Genomic DNA, 16,123 nt, shown 5'->3' with positions numbered 1-16,123 from the left:
AATCGGCTGTTAAGACAGCTTCAACCCTGCACGACGCAGGTGGCCAGGTGAGCGGCGAGCGCATCCCAGGCAATGCTTTGTTGTTCGCCCTGGCCACGCAGGGGTTTGAAACCTACCACTTGCTGGGCCATTTCGTCGTCACCGAGGATCAATGCGTACAGCGCACCGCTCTTGTCGGCCTTCTTGAACTGGCTTTTGAAGCTGCCGGCGCCGGCATTGACTTGCAGGCGCAGGTTTGGAAGTTGATCGCGAACCCGTTCGGCCAGGGCCAGACCGGCCAGCTCGGCTTCTTCACCGAAGGCGCAGAGGTAGACGTCGACCTGACGGGAAATTTCTTCCGGGATCTGCTCGAGGGTTTCGAGCATCAGGACCAGGCGCTCGATGCCCATGGCGAAACCGACGCCCGGGGTTGGCTTGCCGCCCATCTGCTCGACCAGACCGTCGTAACGGCCGCCCGCGCACACGGTGCCCTGGGCGCCGAGCTTGTCGGTGACCCATTCGAAAACGGTTTTGCTGTAGTAATCGAGGCCGCGCACCAGTTTCGGGTTGAGCACGTAAGGAATGCCGACGGCATCCAGACGCGCCTTCAGTCCTTCGAAGTGAGCACGGGACTCGTCGTCGAGGTAATCGGCCATTTTCGGCGCATCGACCAGCACGGCCTGGGTGTCGGCATTTTTCGTGTCGAGCACGCGCAGCGGGTTGGTTTTCAGGCGACGCTGGCTGTCTTCGTCGAGCTTGTCGTGGTGCGCCGAGAGGTACTCGACCAGCGCTTCACGATAGCGGCCACGGGATTCGCTGGTGCCGAGGCTGTTGAGTTCGAGCTTGACCGCATCACGGATGCCCAGCTCGCCCCACAGGCGCCAGGTCATGATGATCAGTTCGGCGTCGATGTCCGGACCGTCGAGGTTGAACACCTCCAGACCGATCTGGTGGAACTGGCGATAGCGGCCTTTCTGCGGACGCTCGTGGCGGAACATCGGGCCGATGTACCAGAGTTTCTGCACCTGACCGCCGCCGGTGATGCCGTGTTCGAGCACTGCGCGCACGCAGGCCGCGGTGCCTTCCGGACGCAGGGTCAGGGAGTCGCCATTGCGGTCTTCGAAGGTGTACATCTCTTTTTCGACGATATCGGTGACTTCGCCGATCGAGCGTTTGAACAGCTCGGTGAACTCGACGATCGGCATGCGGATCTGCTTGTAACCGTAGTTATCCAGCAGACGCGCCACAGTGCCTTCGAAATAACGCCACAGCGGGGTCTGTTCGGGCAGGATGTCATTCATGCCACGAATGGCTTGTAGAGACTTGCTCACAAAATTTCCTTAATTCGTTCGATCAGCCGCGCGCAATAACGGCAGCGTCAGCTTCGACCTTTTCGGCCGCTTTCTGGCGGATCAGCTTTTCCAGCTCGTCCACCAGATTGTCATTCGTCAGCTTCTGCGACGGCTTGCCGTCGATGTAAATCAGGTTTGGCGTGCCGCCGGTCAAGCCGATATGGGCTTCCTTGGCTTCGCCGGGGCCGTTGACCACGCAACCGATGACCGCGACATCCAGCGGCACCAGCAGGTCTTCGAGGCGCCCTTCCAGCTCGTTCATGGTCTTGACCACATCGAAGTTCTGCCGCGAGCAGCTCGGGCAGGCGATGAAGTTGATGCCACGGGAACGCAGATGCAAAGATTTGAGAATGTCGTAACCGACCTTCACTTCCTCGACCGGATCGGCCGCCAGCGAGATGCGGATAGTATCGCCAATCCCTTCGGCGAGCAGCATACCTAGGCCCACGGCGGATTTCACCGTGCCCGAACGCAAACCGCCAGCTTCGGTGATGCCCAGGTGCAATGGCTGAACGATTTCTTTCGCCAGCAAACGGTAGGCTTCGACAGCCATGAACACGTCGGAGGCCTTCACGCTGACCTTGAAGTCCTGGAAATTCAGGCGTTCGAGGTGCTCAACGTGGCGCAGCGCGGATTCGACCAATGCGGCCGGGGTCGGCTCGCCGTATTTCTTCTGCAGGTCTTTTTCCAGGGAACCGGCGTTGACGCCGATGCGGATCGGAATGCCGCGATCACGGGCCGCATCGACCACGGCACGCACGCGGTCTTCGCGACCGATGTTGCCCGGGTTGATACGCAGGCAGTCGACGCCCAGTTCGGCCACGCGCAAGGCGATCTTGTAGTCGAAGTGAATGTCGGCCACCAACGGCACTTTGACCAGTTGCTTGATCCTGCCGAACGCCTCGGCGGCGTCCATGTCCGGTACCGAGACGCGAACGATGTCGACGCCGGCAGCTTCCAGACGATTGATCTGCGCCACGGTCGCGGCCACGTCATTGGTGTCGCTGTTGGTCATGCTCTGCACAGCGATCGGCGCGTCGCCGCCCACCGGTACGTTGCCGACCCAGATCTTGCGCGATTCGCGACGTTTGATTGGAGATTCGCCGTGCATGACTTATTGACCCAACTTCAGGCGAGCAGTCTCGCCACTGGTGAACGGAGCGATATCGACCGGTTGGCCGTTGTAGCTGACCTGTGCCGCGCGGGCAACGCCCAGACGTACAGCGAGCGGCGGCTTGCCGGAAACACTCACGCTGTCGCCTTTATGCTTCAGACCACTGAAAATCACTTTGCCACGGCCATCGGTCACCTGTGCCCAGCAATCGCCAGTGAACTGCAGTTGGACCTGACCTTCGCCGGCAACCGGCGCGGCCACTTCAGCGGTTGGTGCTGGAGCCGTCGGAGCGGTCACGGTCGGGGCAGGTGTCGCTGGGACATTCGGCGCTGGAGTGGCCGGAGCCGCCACCACTGGCGCAGGCGTCTGTGCCGGTGCGCTTGGCGCAACTGCCGGGGCAGCTGGCTCGGTCGCTGGCGCAGCAGATTCGGCGCCGGTCGATTCAGCACTGGTTTCCGACTGCGGCAAGGCCAGCGAAGTCGAGTTGTCAGCCTGATTCTCGGCGACAGCCTGATCTTCCGGCTCGTCGATCGGGTGGATCTGCGTGGTGCCGTCAGCGCCTTCGACTTCGACGTGCTCCGGCGCGAGGCTGGTCAGATCGCGGGTGCGCTGCGAGGTCTGATCCTGCCACCAGACGAAACCGCCGCCGATGACCGCGATCAGCAGCAACAGGCTGACGATACGCAAAATGGTGTGGGAAACGCGCACCGGCTCTTCGATCCGACCAAGGGCGTGAACGTTGCTGCCTTGGGAGTCGGTGCCGGTGGACTGGTCGAATTGCTGAACCAGAACGGTCTGGTCCATACCGAGCAATTTGGCATAGGCGCGAATGTAACCGCGAGCGAAGGTATGCCCCGGCAGCTTGTCGAAAGCGCCGGCTTCAAGATTGCTCAGGGACGTCACGGTGAGGTTGAGCTTGAGGGCCACTTCGGCCAGCGACCAGCCATTGCTTTCGCGGGCCTGGCGCAGGGTCTCACCGGGATTAACGCGATTCGCTGCTACAACTTCGGGATGCGCCGCTTTCATCATTGCTCCGACAGGTATTGCTGATATTCCGGCGTACCGGGATAGAGTCGTTTTAATTGCAGACCGTAACTGGCTGCCTTGTCGCGATCTTCAAACACTTTTGCCAGCCGAACGCCGAGCAATAGACTACGTGCATTTTGTTCGGTCAGCTGGCTGAAACGGTCGTAATAGTCACGCGCGGGCACATAATGCCTGTCTTCGAAGGACAACTCAGCCATTTCCAGCAATGCGCGCGGTTGTTGGCGGTTCAGGCGCAGGGCTTTTTCCAGCTGTTGCTGCGCCAGATCACGCTGGCCCAGCTTGGCGGCCGTCATGCCGAGGTTTTCGAAAACCCGCGAACGCTCAGGATACAGGGTATCGGCGGCCGCTTGTTCAAAACGCTCGTAGGCTTCCTTGTAGCGTTGTTGTTCGTAGAGAAAACTGCCGTAGTTGTTGAGGATGCGCGCATCGGCGGGACGGGAAGACAGGGCCTTGCGAAAGTGCTCGTCGGCCAGTGCAGGCTCCATTTCGGCCTGAAACACCAGACCGAGGGCCGCATTGGCGTCAGGGTCGGATCCGTCCAGCTCCAGCGCTTTCTTCAAGGGCACCTTGGCCCGCTCGGTCATGCCCTGCTGCAGGTAGCCCAGCCCCAGCTGCACGTAGGCAGCCCGCGCTTCATCGCGGCCCTTGCTGGTCTTCATCGGGTTGTAGTCACCCGACAGGACACAACCAGCGCACAGGCTGGCCAACAGCAACAGCAGCGCAAAGCGCAGGGACATAGAGATCCTCTCTTAGTTAGTGTTCGCGGCGTTCTGTGCCAGATCGCTGTCCGCGCTCAACTCGCGCACCGCGATGTAACGTTCGCTGCGACGGGTGCGATCCAGCACCTGCCCTACCAATTGACCACATGCGGCATCGATGTCTTCACCACGAGTGGTGCGCACGGTGACGTTGAAGCCGGCCTGATGCAACTGATCCTGGAAGCGGCGGATGGCATTGTTGCTCGGCCGCTCGTACCCGGAGTGCGGGAACGGGTTGAACGGGATCAGGTTGATCTTGCACGGGATGTCTTTGAGCAGCTCGATCATTTCCACCGCGTGCTCAAGCTTGTCGTTGACGTCCTTGAGCAAGGTGTACTCGATGGTCAGCACACGTTTCTCGCCAAGGGCGGACATGTAGCGCTGGCACGACTCGAGCAGCATCTTAAGCGGATATTTCTTGTTGATCGGCACCAATTGGTTACGCAATGCGTCATTTGGTGCGTGCAGCGACAACGCCAGGGATACGTCGATGTGCTTGGCCAGCTCATCGATCATCGGCACCACACCCGAGGTGGACAGGGTCACGCGGCGCTTGGAGATCCCGTAGCCGAGGTCATCCATCATCAGATGCATGGCGGCGACGACGTTGTCGAAGTTCAGCAGCGGCTCGCCCATGCCCATCATCACCACGTTGGTGATGGCGCGGTCGACGGTGGCCGGGACGCTGCCGAAAGATTTGTTGGCAATCCACACCTGACCGATGACTTCGGCGGCGGTGAGGTTGCTGTTGAAGCCTTGCTTGCCGGTGGAGCAGAAACTGCAATCCAGGGCACAGCCTGCCTGGGACGAAACGCACAAGGTGCCGCGTTTGCCCTGGGGAATGTACACGGTCTCGACGCAGCTGCCGGACGCCACGCGCACCACCCATTTACGGGTGCCGTCGCTGGAGATGTCCTCGCTGACCACTTCCGGACCACGTACTTCAGCAATGGCCTTGAGCTTGTCGCGCAAGGCTTTGCTGACGTTCGTCATGGCATCGAAATCATCGACGCCAAAGTGGTGAATCCATTTCATTACCTGACCGGCACGGAAACGCTTCTCCCCGATTGAGTCGAAGAATTTTTCCATTTCCGGCTGGGTCAGACCCAGCAGGTTTGTTTTAACAGTCGATGTAGTCATGGATTCACCTTCACTCTGCAAGCAATGCTTAGCGAGTGGTTACTTCAGTAGCTGCGAAGAAGTAAGCGATTTCGCGAGCGGCAGCAGCTTCGGAGTCCGAACCGTGAACGGCGTTGGCGTCGATCGATTCAGCGAAGTCAGCACGGATGGTGCCGGCAGCAGCTTCTTTAGGGTTGGTAGCGCCCATCAGCTCACGGTTGCGAGCGATAGCGTTTTCGCCTTCCAGAACCTGAACGACAACCGGGCCGGAAGTCATGAAAGCAACCAGGTCACCGAAGAAACCGCGCTCGCTGTGCTCAGCGTAGAAGCCTTCGGCTTCGGCTTTGGACAGTTGCTTCAGTTTCGAAGCTACAACGCGCAGGCCAGCGTCTTCGAAGCGAGTGGTGATCTTGCCGATCACGTTTTTAGCAACGGCGTCAGGCTTGATGATGGAGAAAGTACGTTGAACAGCCATGGTGTAACTCCAGAAACGGTAATTTGCGAAAAATTAAACCCGCGAATTATACGCGGGTTCTTGGGTATTGCCTAACCTGCGAGACGATCAGTCCGATTCTGCGGCCCAAAGCTCCTGAACCGCTTCAAGCACCTTCTCGCCGACCCGGCCAGAAGTAGCATCGAAGTCAGGCAGCTCAAGGATCATCTGCTGCAGACGGACAAAACCTACAGAGTATGGATCGAGCCCCTCGTGGGCCTCGGCCAGCTCTTCGGCAATGCGTTGAACATCATTCCAACCGTAGCTCATGACAGTCTTACCAGTCAGTGCGGCGCTTCGGCCGCATGGTTAAGCGAATATTTCGGAATCTCGACGGTGAGGTCTTCCTCACCGACGATGGCCTGACAGGCCAGACGCGATTGCGCTTCAAGGCCCCAGGCACGATCGAGGAAGTCTTCTTCCAGCTCGTCAGCCTCTTCCAGCGAGTCGAAACCCTCGCGGATGATGCAGTGGCAGGTGGTGCAGGCGCAGACACCGCCGCAGGCGCTTTCCATCTCGATGTGGTGTTCGTGGGCCAGTTCGAGAATCGATGTGCCGGGCGCAGCCTCGACCACCATGCCTTCAGGGCAGAACTTCTCGTGGGGCAGAAAAATGACCTGCGGCATCAGATATCCTCGATTTCATTCAGGTTGCGCCCCGACAGAGCGGCTTTCACCGTCAGATCCATGCGGCGGGCAGCAAAAGCATCGGTCACTTGCGACAGACGCTTGGTCTGCTGCTCGATGGCGTAACCATCGGTACCTTTCATCAGTTCGGCCAGTTCCTGCATCTGCAGTTCGATGACCATGCGCTCTTCGGCGTCGAGCAAACGCTCGCCATCGGTATCCAGCGCACCCTGCACGGCTTCGAGCAGGCGCTGGGCATCGACTTGCTGCTCGCGCAGAACGCGGGCGACCTTGTCGTCATTGGCGTGCTGGAACGAATCCTTGAGCATCTTGGCGATTTCGCCGTCGGTCAGGCCGTAGGACGGCTTGACCTGAATGCTCGCTTCAACGCCCGAGCCCAATTCACGGGCAGACACGCTGAGCAGACCGTCGGCGTCGACCTGGAAGGTCACGCGAATCTTCGCCGCACCGGCCACCATCGCCGGAATGCCGCGCAATTCGAAGCGCGCCAGCGAGCGGCAGTCGCTGATCAGCTCGCGCTCGCCCTGCAAGACGTGGATCGCCATGGCCGACTGACCGTCTTTATAAGTGGTGAAATCCTGAGCGCGGGCGACGGGAATGGTGGTGTTGCGCGGAATCACCTTCTCCATCAGACCGCCCATGGTTTCCAGTCCAAGGGACAGCGGAATCACATCGAGCAGCAGCAGCTCACCACCATCACGCTTGTTGCCAGCCAGGGTATCGGCCTGGATCGCGGCACCGATGGCCACCACTTGATCCGGATCGATTTCGGTCAAAGGCTGACGACCGAAGGCTTCGGCCACGGCCTCACGAACACGCGGCACGCGGGTCGAACCGCCGACCATGACCACGGCGTGGACGTCTTCCAGCTCGATACCGGAATCGCGAACGGCGCGGCGGCAGGCTTTCAGGCTGCGCACGACCATCGGCTCGATCAGCGCATCGAATGCTTCACGGGTCAGTTGTGCTTTCCAGTCGCCGTAAGCCACTTCCACACTGGCCGCGTCGGTCAGGGCTTCTTTGGCCGCACAAGCGGTTTGCAGCAGATTGCGTTGTGCGCCCGGATCGAGATCGGCGGACAGGCCAGCGCTCTCGATGATCCAGCCGGCAATCGCGTGATCGAAGTCATCGCCGCCCAGCGCGCTGTCGCCGCCAGTGGCCAGAACTTCGAAAACGCCGCCGGTCAGACGCAGGATCGAAATATCGAAAGTACCGCCACCCAGGTCGTAGATCGCCACCAGACCTTCGGCGTGCTGATCCAGACCATAAGCCACGGCAGCAGCGGTGGGCTCATTGAGCAGACGCAACACGTTCAGACCGGCAAGCTTGGCGGCATCTTTGGTCGCCTGACGCTGAGCATCATCGAAGTAGGCAGGAACGGTGATCACCGCGCCAACCAGTTCGCCGCCCAAGGTCGCTTCGGCACGCTGACGCAGGACCTTGAGAATATCGGCGGACACTTCGACCGGGCTTTTCGGGCCTTGCACGGTGTCGATGAACGGCATGTGCGATTCGCCACCGACAAAGCGGTACGGCAGTTGCTCGCCCAGTTGCTTGACGTCGGAAAGACCACGACCCATCAAGCGCTTGACCGACAGCACGGTATTCAGAGGATCGGAGGATGCAGCGAGCTTGGCCGACTCGCCGACTTCGACGCGGTCAGCGTGATAACGCACGGCGGACGGCAGGATGACCTGCCCGTTGGCGTCGGCCAGCGGTTCGGAGAGACCACTGCGCAGCGCAGCGACCAGCGAATTGGTAGTACCCAAGTCGATCCCCACAGCCAGACGACGCTGGTGCGGTTGAGGACTTTGGCCGGGTTCGGCGATCTGCAGTAGAGCCATGGTGATCAGGTCTTGTCTGTCTGTCAGCGTGCAATCAGGGCAGCGCTGGGTTAATCGTCGAGGCGCTCTTCCAGCTGGCGCACTTCGTAGGTGAGCTTGTCGAGGAACTGCATGCGCCGCATCAGGCGTTCGGCCTGCTCGCGTTGCGCTGCATCATCCCAACAGGCTGCGAAGCTTTCGTTGAGCTGCTCCTGAGCTGCCTTCAAGCGACGCTTGAATACCGCGACACCGTCGAGGTCGGCACTGTCCTGCAGATCTTCGAGCTCTTCGCGCCATTGCATCTGCTGCAGAAGAAACTCGGGATCGTGGACGGTGACTTCCATCGGCACTTCATGCCCACTGATTTTCAACAGGTAGCGTGCACGCTGGGCCGGGCTCTTGAGCGTCTGGTAGGCGTCGTTGAGCCGCGCCGATTGCTCGAGCGCCGAGCGCTGCTCGCGCTCCGAAGCGTCGGCAAAACGGTCGGGATGGACGCCGCGCGCCAACTCACGGTAGCGCGTGGCCAACTGCTCGAGATCCAGGCGGAAGCTCGGCTGCAGCTCGAATAAAGCGAAATGACAAGGAATACCCACGACCAGCCTCAGATGTTGAAGCTTTCGCCGCAGCCACACTCACCGCGCACGTTGGGGTTGTTGAACTTGAAGCCTTCGTTCAACCCTTCCTTGACGAAATCGAGCTCGGTGCCGTCCAGGTAGGCCAGGCTTTTCGGGTCGATGATCACTTTTTCGCCGTGACTCTCGAACACCTGATCCTCCGCCACTACCTCGTCGACAAACTCCAGCACGTAGGCAAGGCCGGAACAGCCTGTGGTGCGAACACCCAGACGAATCCCTTCACCTTTGCCGCGCCCGTCGAGGGAGCGCCGCACGTGTCGAGCAGCCGCTTCTGTCATGCTGATAGCCATCGGTGACTCCTTACTCGTCGCCAAATCTTGAAAGTCAGATCAAGCCTTTCTTCTGCTTGTAATCGCGAACTGCCGCTTTGATAGCGTCTTCTGCGAGTACGGAGCAGTGGATTTTCACTGGCGGCAGGGCCAGTTCTTCGGCCAGCTGAGTGTTCTTGATGGTTTCGGCTTCGTCCAGGGTCTTGCCTTTCATCCACTCGGTGGCGAGGGAACTGGAGGCGATCGCCGAACCGCAGCCGTAGGTCTTGAACTTGGCGTCTTCGATAACGCCCTGATCGTTGACCTTGATCTGCAGGCGCATCACGTCGCCGCACGCCGGAGCGCCGACCATGCCGGTGCCGACATCAGGATCTTCCGCGTTCATCTTGCCGACGTTGCGCGGGTTTTCGTAGTGGTCGATGACCTTTTCGCTGTAAGCCATGATTCTCAATCCTCACTCATCAGGGCCGCTCTTGAGACCCTGCAACTGCGCTGCGTAAACCGCCGCGTCGCTACAGGATCTGTATCCGGCGGCTTCTATAGTTAGTGTGCCGCCCACTCGATTTTCGAGATATCGACGCCGTCTTTGTACATGTCCCACAGCGGCGACAGAGCGCGCAGCTTGGTAACGGCCTCGCAGACTTTCTGAGCGGCGTAGTCGATTTCTTCTTCGGTGGTGAAACGACCGAAGGTAAAGCGGATCGAGCTGTGTGCCAGTTCGTCGTTGCGGCCCAGGGCGCGCAGTACATACGAAGGCTCCAGGGACGCCGAGGTGCAGGCCGAACCGGACGATACCGCCAGATCCTTGAGCGCCATGATCAGCGACTCGCCTTCAACGTAGTTGAAGCTCAGGTTCAGGTTGTGCGGAACGCGGGCGGTCAGGCTGCCGTTGACGTACAGCTCTTCCAGATGCTCGACCTGCTGGTAGAAACGGTCGCTCAAGGCTTTGATGCGCACGTTTTCAGCGGCCATGTCTTCCTTGGCTACGCGGAACGCTTCACCCATGCCGACGATCTGGTGGGTCGCCAGGGTGCCCGAACGCATGCCACGCTCGTGACCGCCGCCGTGCATGGTCGCTTCGATGCGCACACGCGGCTTGCGGCTGACGTACAGCGCGCCGATGCCTTTAGGGCCATAAGTCTTGTGGGCGGAGAACGACATCATGTCGACTTTCAGCTTCTGCAGGTCGATCTCGACCTTGCCAGTGGACTGAGCGGCGTCGACGTGGAACAGCACACCCTTGGCGCGCAGCATCTCGCCGATGGCGGCGATGTCGTTGATGGTGCCGATTTCGTTGTTGACGTGCATCACCGACACCAGGATGGTGTCTTCGCGCAGGGCCGCGTCGATCATTGCCGGCGTGATCAGACCGTCTTCGGTCGGCTCGAGGTAGGTCACTTCGAAACCTTCACGCTCCAGTTGGCGCATGGTGTCGAGGACAGCCTTGTGCTCGATCTTGCTGGTGATCAGGTGCTTGCCCTTGGAGGCGTAGAAATGTGCCGCGCCCTTGATCGCCAGGTTATCGGATTCGGTGGCACCGGAGGTCCAGACGATTTCACGCGGGTCGGCATTGACCAGATCGGCCACCTGACGACGGGCGTTTTCGACGGACTCTTCAGCCTTCCAGCCGAACACGTGGGAGCGGGACGCCGGGTTACCGAAGTTTCCGTCGACCAGCAGGCATTCACTCATCTTCTGCGCAACGCGCGGATCAACCGGGGTGGTTGCAGAGTAATCAAGGTAAATCGGCAATTTCATGGACTATCTCCTAAATCAGGGCTGGCGTGCCGCGGGTAGCTCTTCGGCTGTCATTCGACGGCGGACGCTTCAATCTTGTCCAGGCGTGGCGCCTTGCTGCTGCAACGGCGCTGGTCCTGACGCTGGGCCACTTCTTGTACCTCACGGCGAGTCACAAGGTCGGCCAAGCTGATACCGCTCAGAAATTCGTGAATCTGCAGGCTCAAGTCGCACCACAGATGATGGGTCAGGCAGGTATCACCGGAATGGCAATCGCCCTGGCCCTGGCACTTGGTGGCATCGACCGATTCGTTCACCGCATCGATCACCTGGGCGACCTGGATGCCCTGCATGTCGCGGGACAACTGATAGCCACCACCCGGACCGCGAACGCTGGAAACCAGGTTGCTGCGGCGCAGCTTGGCAAACAGCTGTTCGAGGTAGGACAGGGAGATGCCTTGGCGCTCGGAGATATCGGCCAGAGACACCGGCCCGTGCTGCGCGTGCAACGCCAGATCGAGCATGGCGGTCACGGCGTATCGGCCTTTTGTAGTCAGTCGCATGGACAGTTACCACGGAGTTCGGAATGGGCGGGAGTATGCAATTCCCGAGCATTTAAGTCAACTATAAGACCTAGTGCTTTAGTCGGGTTTACCCGCAAAAGAGCGCGCGCATGATAGCAAAGGCCTGCGGCGTACAGCCAGCGGAACCGCGTTATCGTTATTCGCGAGCAGGCTCGCTACCACTATTGGAATGCATTCATCTGTGGGAGCGAGCCTGCTCGCGAAAAGCAGCGCTGCGGTTCAGCCGGCTTTCGATTCATCCTTGCCTTGCACACTGGCGAAGTCTTCTTCGCGCAGCGAAGGCAGATCTTTCGCACAGTAATTGCTGCCCAGATCCTTCAGCGCGCCGCACATGCCTTCCAGACGCCCGTCCACCGCCTGCAGATGGTCGAGCAACTGGCCGATGGCGCGGGCCACCGGGTCGGGCATGTCTTCGCTGACACCATAGGCATCAAAGCCGATCTTTTCTGCCATCGCCTTGCGCTTGGCGTCCTGCTCTTCGTCGTTCTTGACGATGATCCGCCCCGGAATCCCCACCACCGTGGCGCCCGGCGGCACTTCTTTGGTGACCACGGCATTCGAGCCGACTTTGGCGCCGGCACCCACCGTGAACGGACCGAGCACTTTGGCTCCCGCACCGACCACCACGCCATCACCCAGCGTCGGGTGGCGCTTGCCTTTGTTCCAACTGGTGCCGCCGAGGGTCACACCTTGATAGATGGTCACGTCGTCGCCGATTTCGGCGGTTTCACCAATGACGATGCCCATGCCGTGGTCGATGAAGAAACGCCGACCAACCTTGGCGCCCGGATGAATTTCGATTCCGGTCAGCCAGCGACCGAAGTTCGACACCAGCCGCGCCAGCCATTTCAGCTCGTTGCGCCAGAGCATGCCGGCCAGACGATGAATCCAGATCGCATGCATGCCGGGGTAGCAGGTCAGGACTTCAAAAGCGTTACGTGCCGCCGGGTCTCGATGGAATACGCTCTGGATATCTTCACGCAAACGCTCAAACATCATTCAATCCTTCCGCTTTAGAAGCTCGCCACGGGCCGCTTTCTGGGTTTCCGTGAGGATGCCACGCAAAATATTCATTTCCGCCCGGCTGACCGAGCTGCGTCCGTACAACCGGCGCAGGCGCGCCATCAAGTGCCGTGGCTTTTCCGGGTCAAGGAATTCGATGGCGACCAGCGTCTGCTCGAGGTGCTCATAGAATCGCTCCAGCTCATCCATGGTCGCCAGCTCGGCGCTCTTCACCGAGGCCACTTCTTCTTTCTCGACCTTGGTCGGCTGACCCTGTGCGGCCAGCCAGGCCATGCGCACTTCATAACTCAACACCTGCACCGCCGCCCCGAGGTTCAGCGAACTGAACGTCGGGTCGGAAGGGATGTGCACGTGAAAGTGACATCGCTGCAGCTCTTCATTGGTCAGGCCGGAATCTTCGCGACCGAACACCAGAGCGATCTCGGCGCCCTGCCCGGCTTCCTCGACCACTTTGTTCCCGCATTCGCGCGGATCCAGCAGCGGCCAGGGAATACGGCGGTCCCGAGCGCTGGTGCCGAGCACCAGATTGCAGCCAACCAAGGCGTCTTCCAGAGTGGCGACGACTTGTGCGTTTTCAAGGATGTCACCGGCACCGGAGGCGCGGGCGTCGGCCTCGTGATGCGGGAAGACCCGCGGCTCGACCAGCCCCAGTCGCGACAGCCCCATGTTTTTCATGGCGCGCGCGGCCCCGCCGATGTTGCCGGGGTGGCTGGTGTTGACCAGGACGACACGAATGTTCTGCAGCAAGGGAGGCGCTCTCGGACACAGGAAAGGGGGCAAATCTTACAGAACAGCCTACCGTTAAGCTATGAAAGCGAACAGCGTCCTTCACCTGAAGAAAAGTTCTGATAGAATGCGCGGCTTTCTTTAACAACCTTAGGTGACACATCCATGCAGCCCATGCTGAATATCGCGCTGCGCGCCGCCCGCAGCGCCAGTGAACTGATCTTCCGCTCCATCGAGCGCCTGGATACCATCAAGGTCGACGAAAAAGACGCCAAGGATTACGTATCCGAGGTCGATCGCGCCGCTGAACAGAAAATCATCGATGCCCTGCGCAAGGCTTACCCGAACCACTCGATCCAAGGTGAAGAAACCGGCCTGCACGCCGGCACCGGCATCGAAGGCGAAGAGTACCTGTGGATCATCGATCCGCTGGACGGCACCACCAACTTCCTCCGTGGCATCCCGCACTTTGCAGTGAGCATTGCCTGCAAATATCGTGGCCGCCTGGAACACGCAGTGGTGCTGGACCCGGTCCGCCAGGAAGAATTCACCGCCAGCCGTGGCCGCGGCGCCCAACTGAACGGTCGTCGTCTGCGCGTCAGCGGTCGCACCAGCCTCGACGGCGCCCTGCTCGGCACTGGCTTCCCGTTCCGTGACGATCAGATGGACAACCTCGACAACTACCTGGGCATGTTCCGCGCCCTGGTTGGCCAGACTGCCGGCATCCGCCGCGCCGGTTCGGCGAGCCTGGACCTGGCGTACGTGGCTGCCGGTCGTTTCGACGCGTTCTGGGAGTCGGGCCTGTCCGAGTGGGACATGGCTGCAGGCGCCCTGTTGATCCAGGAAGCTGGCGGTCTGGTGAGCGATTTCACCGGCGGTCACGACTTCCTCGAGAAAGGCCACATCGTTGCCGGCAACACCAAATGCTTCAAGGCAGTACTGACGGCGATCCAGCCGCACCTGCCGGCTTCGCTGAAGCGCTAAGCTTTCCGCGAAACGAAAAAACACCCTTCGGGGTGTTTTTTTATGCCTGCAATTTGCCTCCCTGACACACCACAAACCATGTAGGAGTGAGCCTGCTCGCGATAGCGTCGTATCAGTCACCACCCGCTTTGAATGATGAATCGCTATCGCGAGCAGGCTCACTCCTACAAGGGAATGCGGTGCAGCCAAAAAACGCGGGTATAAAAAAAGCACCCCGCAGGGTGCTTCTTTTCAAAACGCTGAAACCTTACTGACCCGGCTCATTCTGCGACAGGATCAGCTTGCCTTCCTTGTCGACCGGAATCTGGTTGCCCGGATCACGATCCATCCGCACTTTGCCTTCCTTGCCATCGAGCGAGTAACGCACGTCGTAGCCGACGACCTTGTCGCTGATGTCATTGACCGTGTTGCAGCGGGTTTGCGTGGTGGTGTAGGTATCGCGGTTCTGCATACCTTCCTGCACCTTGTTACCGGCATAACCGCCGCCGACTGCACCGGCCACGGTGGCAATCTTCTTGCCGTTACCGCCGCCCACCTGATTACCCAACAAACCACCGGCTACGGCACCGATCGCCGTGCCGAGAATCTGGTGTTGATCCTTGACCGGCGCCTGCCGGGTCACGGTTACATCCTTGCATACTTCACGTGGAGTCTTGATCTGTGTCTTGACCGGCTCAACGGCTAATACTTGCGCATACTCAGGGCCGCTTTTAACCAGGCTGTAGGTGGCAACAGCACCCCCGGCTGTGACACCGACAGCACCCAATACCGCACCAACCAGCAACGACTTGTTCACATGAACCTCCTGACCATCACATGCGGGACGCGCCCGCGCTTCTCCCAGCCTTGGAGCACAAAAAAAGGCGCGAGTTCAACTCGCGCCTTTTGTCGACTGACAGCCGGGAAATCGCTGGCCGTTATGGACGGTCATCGACTTCCTTCTCAGTGTTGGCCGGAGGAATCAGATCCTCGGTGGTCAGGTTCAGCCAGATCAGCACCACGTTGGCGATGTAGATCGACGAGTAGGTACCCGCCAATACACCGATGAACAGCGCGATGGAGAAGCCGAACAGGTTGTCGCCGCCGAAGAACAGCAGCGCCGCGATCGCCAGCAGCGTGGAGATCGACGTCGCCATGGTGCGCAGCAGGGTCTGGGTGGTCGAGATGTTGATGTTCTCGATCAGCGTCGCCTTGCGCAGCACGCGGAAGTTCTCACGGACCCGGTCGAAAACCACGATGGTGTCGTTCAGCGAGTAACCGATGATCGCCAGCACCGCCGCCAGTACCGTCAGATCGAAGGTGATCTGGAAGTACGAGAGGATACCCACGGTCACGATCACGTCGTGGATCAGCGAGACAATCGCGCCGACCGCGAACTTCCACTGAAAGCGGAACGCCAGGTAGATCAGGATCCCGCCGAGCGCCAGCAGCATGCCGAGGCCGCCCTGGTCGCGCAGCTCTTCACCGACCTGCGGGCCGACGAACTCGACACGCTTGACCGTCGCCGGGTTATCGCCGCCGATCTTCTGCAGCGCTTCGGCAACCTGATGGCCCAGCTGTGGATCTTCACCCGGCATGCGCACCAGCAGGTCAGTGGTGGCGCCGAAATTCTGCACCACGGCTTCGTGATAACCGGAGGTCGCCAGCTGCTCGCGCACCTTGGTGACGTCGGCCGGACGCTCGTAGGTCAGCTCGATGAGCGTACCGCCGGTGAAGTCCAGACCCCAGTTCATGCCTTTGTGGAACACGCTGAACAGGGCAATGACCGTGAGCAGCACTGTGACGCCGAACGCTACGTTGCGAACGCCCATGAAGTTGATTGTACGTAACATG

The 16,123-nt window shown here is 60.1% G+C and carries 19 protein-coding genes; 1 reads left to right on the top strand and 18 read right to left on the bottom strand.

Annotated elements, in window-relative coordinates:
* Positions 1-20: 20 nt before the first annotated feature.
* From hisS to trmJ, 16 genes are all read right to left on the bottom strand, one after another.
* On the bottom strand, positions 21-1,310 hold the full coding sequence (gene hisS, locus AEQ63_RS18590) for a histidine--tRNA ligase (protein ID WP_042608336.1): 1,290 nt from the start codon (positions 1,308-1,310) through the stop codon (positions 21-23).
* A 22-nt stretch (positions 1,311-1,332) separates the two neighbouring features.
* Positions 1,333-2,442, bottom strand: coding sequence for a flavodoxin-dependent (E)-4-hydroxy-3-methylbut-2-enyl-diphosphate synthase (ispG, locus tag AEQ63_RS18585; RefSeq protein WP_042608337.1), 1,110 nt, complete (start codon positions 2,440-2,442; stop codon positions 1,333-1,335).
* Positions 2,443-2,445: 3 nt separating this feature from the next.
* Positions 2,446-3,471 carry a RodZ domain-containing protein gene (locus AEQ63_RS18580; RefSeq protein ID WP_064364338.1) on the bottom strand — a complete coding sequence of 342 codons (1,026 nt, stop codon included), beginning with the start codon at positions 3,469-3,471 and terminating at the stop codon, positions 2,446-2,448.
* Complete coding sequence (pilW, locus tag AEQ63_RS18575; RefSeq protein ID WP_042608339.1) at positions 3,471-4,229, bottom strand: type IV pilus biogenesis/stability protein PilW; 759 nt, start codon at positions 4,227-4,229, stop codon at positions 3,471-3,473. The genes AEQ63_RS18580 and pilW overlap by 1 nt, the downstream gene beginning before the upstream one ends.
* Positions 4,230-4,241: 12 nt before the next feature.
* A complete protein-coding gene (rlmN, locus tag AEQ63_RS18570) occupies positions 4,242-5,390 on the bottom strand; it encodes a 23S rRNA (adenine(2503)-C(2))-methyltransferase RlmN (RefSeq protein WP_024014215.1) in 1,149 nt (382 codons plus the stop codon).
* 28 nt (positions 5,391-5,418) lie between these two features.
* A complete protein-coding gene (gene ndk, locus AEQ63_RS18565) occupies positions 5,419-5,844 on the bottom strand; it encodes a nucleoside-diphosphate kinase (RefSeq protein WP_024014216.1) in 426 nt (141 codons plus the stop codon).
* An 87-nt stretch (positions 5,845-5,931) separates the two neighbouring features.
* Positions 5,932-6,132: a Fe-S cluster assembly protein IscX gene (gene iscX, locus AEQ63_RS18560; protein ID WP_042608340.1), complete on the bottom strand. Its 201-nt coding sequence runs from the start codon at positions 6,130-6,132 to the stop codon at positions 5,932-5,934.
* A 14-nt stretch (positions 6,133-6,146) separates the two neighbouring features.
* On the bottom strand, positions 6,147-6,488 hold the full coding sequence (gene fdx / locus AEQ63_RS18555) for an ISC system 2Fe-2S type ferredoxin (RefSeq protein WP_016773327.1): 342 nt from the start codon (positions 6,486-6,488) through the stop codon (positions 6,147-6,149).
* On the bottom strand, positions 6,488-8,353 hold the full coding sequence (gene hscA, locus AEQ63_RS18550) for a Fe-S protein assembly chaperone HscA (protein ID WP_064364337.1): 1,866 nt from the start codon (positions 8,351-8,353) through the stop codon (positions 6,488-6,490). The genes fdx and hscA overlap by 1 nt, the downstream gene beginning before the upstream one ends.
* A gap of 50 nt (positions 8,354-8,403) precedes the next feature.
* Positions 8,404-8,925, bottom strand: a complete 522-nt coding sequence (gene hscB, locus AEQ63_RS18545; protein WP_016773325.1) for a co-chaperone HscB — start codon at positions 8,923-8,925, stop codon at positions 8,404-8,406.
* 8 nt (positions 8,926-8,933) lie between these two features.
* Positions 8,934-9,257 (bottom strand): iron-sulfur cluster assembly protein IscA, encoded by a 324-nt coding sequence (gene iscA / locus AEQ63_RS18540; RefSeq protein ID WP_003227904.1) that lies wholly within the window; start codon positions 9,255-9,257, stop codon positions 8,934-8,936.
* A gap of 34 nt (positions 9,258-9,291) precedes the next feature.
* On the bottom strand, positions 9,292-9,678 hold the full coding sequence (iscU, locus tag AEQ63_RS18535) for a Fe-S cluster assembly scaffold IscU (protein WP_003227907.1): 387 nt from the start codon (positions 9,676-9,678) through the stop codon (positions 9,292-9,294).
* A gap of 101 nt (positions 9,679-9,779) precedes the next feature.
* A complete protein-coding gene (locus tag AEQ63_RS18530) occupies positions 9,780-10,994 on the bottom strand; it encodes an IscS subfamily cysteine desulfurase (RefSeq protein WP_039761430.1) in 1,215 nt (404 codons plus the stop codon).
* A 50-nt stretch (positions 10,995-11,044) separates the two neighbouring features.
* Positions 11,045-11,536: a Fe-S cluster assembly transcriptional regulator IscR gene (gene iscR / locus AEQ63_RS18525; RefSeq protein ID WP_016773323.1), complete on the bottom strand. Its 492-nt coding sequence runs from the start codon at positions 11,534-11,536 to the stop codon at positions 11,045-11,047.
* 240 nt (positions 11,537-11,776) lie between these two features.
* Positions 11,777-12,553 (bottom strand): serine O-acetyltransferase, encoded by a 777-nt coding sequence (gene cysE, locus AEQ63_RS18520; protein ID WP_042608342.1) that lies wholly within the window; start codon positions 12,551-12,553, stop codon positions 11,777-11,779.
* Positions 12,554-12,556: 3 nt separating this feature from the next.
* Positions 12,557-13,327: a tRNA (cytosine(32)/uridine(32)-2'-O)-methyltransferase TrmJ gene (trmJ, locus tag AEQ63_RS18515; RefSeq protein WP_064364336.1), complete on the bottom strand. Its 771-nt coding sequence runs from the start codon at positions 13,325-13,327 to the stop codon at positions 12,557-12,559.
* Between the two features lie 144 nt (positions 13,328-13,471).
* On the opposite strand from trmJ, the gene suhB reads away from it, so the two are divergent.
* A complete protein-coding gene (suhB, locus tag AEQ63_RS18510) occupies positions 13,472-14,290 on the top strand; it encodes a type III secretion system regulator SuhB (RefSeq protein ID WP_016773320.1) in 819 nt (272 codons plus the stop codon).
* A gap of 247 nt (positions 14,291-14,537) precedes the next feature.
* On the opposite strand, the gene AEQ63_RS18505 is transcribed toward suhB, so the two are convergent.
* Entirely contained in the window at positions 14,538-15,086 is a 549-nt protein-coding gene (locus AEQ63_RS18505) for a glycine zipper 2TM domain-containing protein (RefSeq protein WP_042608344.1), read from the bottom strand.
* A gap of 121 nt (positions 15,087-15,207) precedes the next feature.
* On the bottom strand, positions 15,208-16,122 hold the full coding sequence (secF, locus tag AEQ63_RS18500; RefSeq protein ID WP_042608345.1) for a protein translocase subunit SecF: 915 nt from the start codon (positions 16,120-16,122) through the stop codon (positions 15,208-15,210).
* Position 16,123: the final 1 nt, after the last annotated feature.

The organism is Pseudomonas sp. RIT-PI-o, assembly GCF_001297215.1.
Taxonomy (GTDB): Bacteria; Pseudomonadota; Gammaproteobacteria; order Pseudomonadales; family Pseudomonadaceae; genus Aquipseudomonas; species Aquipseudomonas moraviensis_A.
Note: the sequence above shows the minus strand (reverse complement) of the source record. Positions and strands in the feature narration are given on the sequence as shown.